The organism is Halobacillus sp. BBL2006 (assembly GCF_000786645.1).
GTDB lineage: Bacteria > Bacillota > Bacilli > Bacillales > Halobacillaceae > Halobacillus.
This window is the reverse complement of record NZ_JRNX01000849.1, coordinates 1-4375: the sequence shown is the minus strand read 5'-3', so window position 1 is coordinate 4375 and position 4375 is coordinate 1. Positions and strand designations below refer to the sequence as shown.

Sequence of the window (4375 nt, the reverse complement as noted above, 5' to 3'; positions counted from 1 at the left end):
AAAAGAAAAAAAGAAATCGGTTCTAATGCCTGTACTCCTTGACTGGAGCGTATGTAAGCGCTTTACATAATTATTGAATAATCTAAGTGTTCAGAAAACTTTGCGAAAAGCTGTTGACCTTATCCGTAAATCCGTTTAAAGTAGTCCTCAATCAACTAAACCGGTAGCACAATTTTTCACGGAAGGTTGATTTCATGTGGAAGGACCTTATGGGGCCCTGACAAAGTAAGAGTGCATGCTTACAAGCCAGGGTCCGCTCTTTATTAATCATTCTTTAATCACATTTCAAACATTAAACTATAAAAGAAAGGAGTGCTAAGAATGAGCAGCCAATGGATTTATTTAGGTGGCGAATATGTCGACAAAAATGAGGCCGTTGTTTCCGTTTATGATCATGGTTTCTTATATGGAGATGGGGTGTTCGAAGGTATTCGTGTTTACGAAGGCAACATCTTCAAGCTCGACGAACATTTGAATCGCTTGTATGATTCTGCGAAATCAATCATGCTGCAGATTCCATATGAAAAGGAGGAGCTGGAAGAGATTATTGCGGAAACCGTCAGAAAAAACCAGCTAGAGACGGCATATATTCGCGTCGTTGTTTCTAGAGGAGCTGGCAACTTGGGTCTAGATCCAGCGAGTTGTTCGAATCCACGTGTGGTTGTCATTGCTGAGGCACTCGCTTTATTCCCGAAAGAACTCTATGAACGCGGGGTAAGGCTTGCATCTGTATCAAGCAGAAGAAACCGACCGGACGTTTTACCTCCACAAGTGAAATCATTGAACTATTTAAATAATATCTTAGTGAAAATGGAAGCAAATCAGGCAGGCGTCGATGAAGCACTTATGCTGAACGATCAAGGCTATGTAACAGAAGGTTCAGCTGATAACATTTTCATCGTTAAAAACGGAACAATTTTCACGCCGCCGACTTATTTAGGAGCACTCGAAGGAATAACGCGAAACGCCATTATCGATCTTGCAGAAGAAAAAGGCTATAAAATAAAAGAACAGCCATTTACTCGTCATGATGTATATGTCGCCGACGAGGTATTCTTGACAGGTACAGCGGCAGAAGTCATCGCTGTAGTAGAAGTGGACCAAAGACAAGTGGGGGATGGGACGCCAGGAGTCGTCACCAACCATCTACTATCGGAATTTAGAAAAATCACGACAACTGATGGGTACAAAGTGTATTCAGAAAATAAAGCTCACGTTAGTTGACTTTGACAATTGAATGAACGCAAAACGAAGACGGGAATAAAGGGATAAGTTCTTGTATTCACAGAGAGCCGGGGTTGCTGGAAGCCCGGAAATACTTCTTATTCTGACATCATCCCAGAGTGTCCTTGCTGAACCTCTCAAGTAGGCAGGACCAGGTGTTTCACTGCACCTGTTATCAAAAGGAATTCAGCTGAATTCCATGAGGTGAAGCAATATGCTTCATGAATGAGGGTGGTACCGTGGAAACGAAGACCTTTTCACCCCTCTCTTTCCTTATACCGATCTGTGTATGAGGGATCAGAGGGAGGAAAAGGTCTTTTTTCATGAAAGAATTACTTCAGCGCCAAGCAGCGCTTTAGCTTTAAAGTTTTAGTAGGAGGGATTAAAAAATGAAGGCAGAGGCAAGTGTGAAAGAGCAGACGGCCACAAAGACAGGGGCGGATTTGTTAGTACAGGCGCTGGTCGATCAAAAGGTAGAAGTGCTATTCGGATATCCAGGTGGCGCAGTCTTACCGATTTACGACGCGATTTACCGTTCAAAGGGAAGTTTCGATCATATCCTGCCAAGACATGAACAAGGTGCAATCCACGCCGCCGAGGGATATGCAAGAGTGGCAGGCCGTGCCGGAGTTGTCATCGGTACATCAGGACCAGGAGCGACAAACCTTGTGACAGGGATTGCGGACGCCATGATGGATTCAATTCCCCTCGTTATTTTTACCGGTCAGGTTGCTAAAGGCGTCATCGGTACGGACGCTTTCCAAGAGTCAGATATCATGGGGATCACAACACCGATCACAAAGCATAACTATCAAGTCCAAACAATAGAAGAGCTCCCTAGAATTGTGAAAGAAGCCTTTCATATTGCCACGACCGGGCGTCCGGGTCCAGTCGTTGTCGATATACCGAAAGACATTTCGTCAGCGGTTCAGGAAAGTAAAATCGATGACAGCTTTCATCTTCCGGGTTATCAACCGAACTTAAAGCCAAATCCGCTTCAGATTAATAAACTTCATGAAGCGTTAGTCAAAGCTAAAAAACCGGTTGTCCTTGCCGGATCAGGCATTGTTCACGCAGGGGCTTCTGAGGAACTGAAAGAATTCGTCCATAACTATCAGCTTCCCGTAACTACAACGTTGCTAGGATTAGGCAGTTATCCAGGTAATGATGACTTGTCTCTAGGGATGGCAGGAATGCACGGAACTTACGCTGCGAACATGGCTTTGTACGAATGCGATCTATTGATCAACATCGGTTCTCGATTTGACGACCGGTTGACTGGGAACTTACAGCACTTCGCTCCTTCAGCGACTGTCGCACATATTGATGTAGATCCTGCTGAGATCGGAAAAAACGTTCCGACTCAAATTCCTATCGTATCGGATGCAAAAGCTGCACTCCAGGCGATTAACAAAAAGAAGGTACAGGGTCTCGATCATAAAGGCTGGATGGGAGACATCGATCACAATAAGACAGAATGTCCGCTGTGGCATGTGCAGCCTGAATCGGAAATCGTTCCTCAGTGGCTGATACAAAAAGTTTATGAATATACGAAAGGTGAAGCGGTTGTAACGACTGATGTCGGTCAGCACCAGATGTGGGCGGCTCAATACTATCATTTCGACCGTCCGAATCGATGGGTAACCTCAGGCGGCCTCGGTACGATGGGCTACGGGTTCCCGGCAGCAATTGGTGCACAGATTGCTGATATGGAGTCTACTTGTGTGGCCATCGTCGGTGACGGCGGTTTCCAAATGACCATGCAGGAGCTTTCCGTATTACAAGAACGCAGATTGCCGGTTAAAGTCCTAATCGTTAATAACCAGGCGCTCGGTATGGTCCGTCAGTGGCAGGAGAAGTTTTACGAAGAACGTTACTCTGAATCGATCATTGAAACACAGCCAGATTTCGTGAAACTGGCAGAAAGCTATCAAGTTCCGGGCTACTACATCGATTCTCAAAAGAGTCTGGAGGAAGTATTGCCGAAAGTACTTGCTGACGATCAGCCAGCAGTTATCGACTGCAGAGTGCTGCAGAAAGAAAATGTATATCCAATGATTGCCCCAGGCAAAGGACTCCATGAAATGATCGGGGTGAAGAAACCATGAGAAGAATTGTAACAGCCATCGTCCACAACCGCAGCGGTGTTCTCAATAGGGTCACCGGGTTGCTGGCGAAGCGGCAGTTCAATATAGAAAGCATCTCTGTCGGGCGTACCGAAACGGAGGGGATTTCAAAAATGACCTTCGTCGTGGAAGTAGAAGATGAGAGAAAGCTAGAGCAGCTTACGAAACAGCTGAATAAACAGATTGATGTATTGAAAGTTTCGGATATTACGGACAAAGCGATTGTTGCAAGGGAACTCGCAATGGTGAAAGTTATCAGCAATCCGCAAATCCGAAATGAAGTCCAGGGTATTATTGAACCGTTTCGGGCATCGATCATTGATGTCAGCAAAGAAAGCATCACGGTTCAGGTGACTGGAAAATCAGATAAAGTCGATGCGCTCATCGAGCTTTTAAGACCTTATGGAATTAAAGAATTGGCTCGCACAGGTTTAACTGCCTTCACAAGAGGCCAACAACCGCAAGTAGCCGAGTTCAAACCTTATTCACTACTAAAATAACGGAGAGGATGTTTACAAATGGCAAAAGTTTATTATCACAACGATATTCAAGATGAGGTACTCAAAAATAAAAAGGTGGCCGTTGTCGGATACGGATCCCAAGGCCATGCCCACGCTCAAAACCTGAAAGAAAGTGGTCATAACGTCGTCGTTGGACTTCGTAAAGGGAAGTCCTGGGAGAAAGCAGAACAAGACGGTCTGGAAGTTAAAGTCGTAGCAGAAGCTGTAGCTGATGCAGATGTTGTCATGGTGCTCTTGCCAGATGAACATCAGCCGAGTGTATATGAAGAACACATTAAACCAAACTTGAAATCTGGGGCAGCACTAGCTTTCGCTCACGGCTTCAACGTTCACTTCAACCAGGTGGTTCCTCCATCTGATGTCGACGTATTCCTCGTTGCACCAAAAGGACCAGGACACCTTGTCCGCCGTACTTTTGAAGAAGGCGCAGGCGTACCAGCCCTAATCGGTGTCGAACAAGATGTAACAGGTGAAGCGAAAGAAATCGCACTTGCTTATGCCAAG

4 protein-coding genes are annotated in these 4375 nt (G+C 45.4%); all 4 read left to right on the top strand.

Translation table 11 applies throughout. The features are described from left to right. The first annotated feature begins 321 nt into the window (after nucleotides 1-321). Nucleotides 322-1224 (top strand): branched-chain-amino-acid transaminase, encoded by a 903-nt coding sequence (ilvE, locus tag LD39_RS20415; RefSeq protein ID WP_035552967.1) that lies wholly within the window; start codon nucleotides 322-324, stop codon nucleotides 1222-1224. A 389-nt stretch (nucleotides 1225-1613) separates the two neighbouring features. Beyond that, nucleotides 1614-3332 (top strand): biosynthetic-type acetolactate synthase large subunit, encoded by a 1719-nt coding sequence (ilvB, locus tag LD39_RS20410; protein ID WP_035552963.1) that lies wholly within the window; start codon nucleotides 1614-1616, stop codon nucleotides 3330-3332. Further along, entirely contained in the window at nucleotides 3329-3850 is a 522-nt protein-coding gene (ilvN, locus tag LD39_RS20405; RefSeq protein WP_035552960.1) for an acetolactate synthase small subunit, read from the top strand. The genes ilvB and ilvN overlap by 4 nt, the downstream gene beginning before the upstream one ends. An 18-nt stretch (nucleotides 3851-3868) precedes the next feature. Beyond that, nucleotides 3869-4375: ketol-acid reductoisomerase (gene ilvC / locus LD39_RS20400; protein ID WP_035552957.1), on the top strand; the 507-nt coding region annotated here is incomplete at its 3' end.

Bases quoted from the DNA above. Each gene is read 5' to 3' on its own strand.
- ilvE (WP_035552967.1), top strand. From the start codon at position 322: ATGAGCAGCCAATGGATTTATTTAGGTGGCGAATATGTCGACAAAAAT.
- ilvB (WP_035552963.1), top strand. From the start codon at position 1,614: ATGAAGGCAGAGGCAAGTGTGAAAGAGCAGACGGCCACAAAGACAGGG.
- ilvN (WP_035552960.1), top strand. From the start codon at position 3,329: ATGAGAAGAATTGTAACAGCCATCGTCCACAACCGCAGCGGTGTTCTC.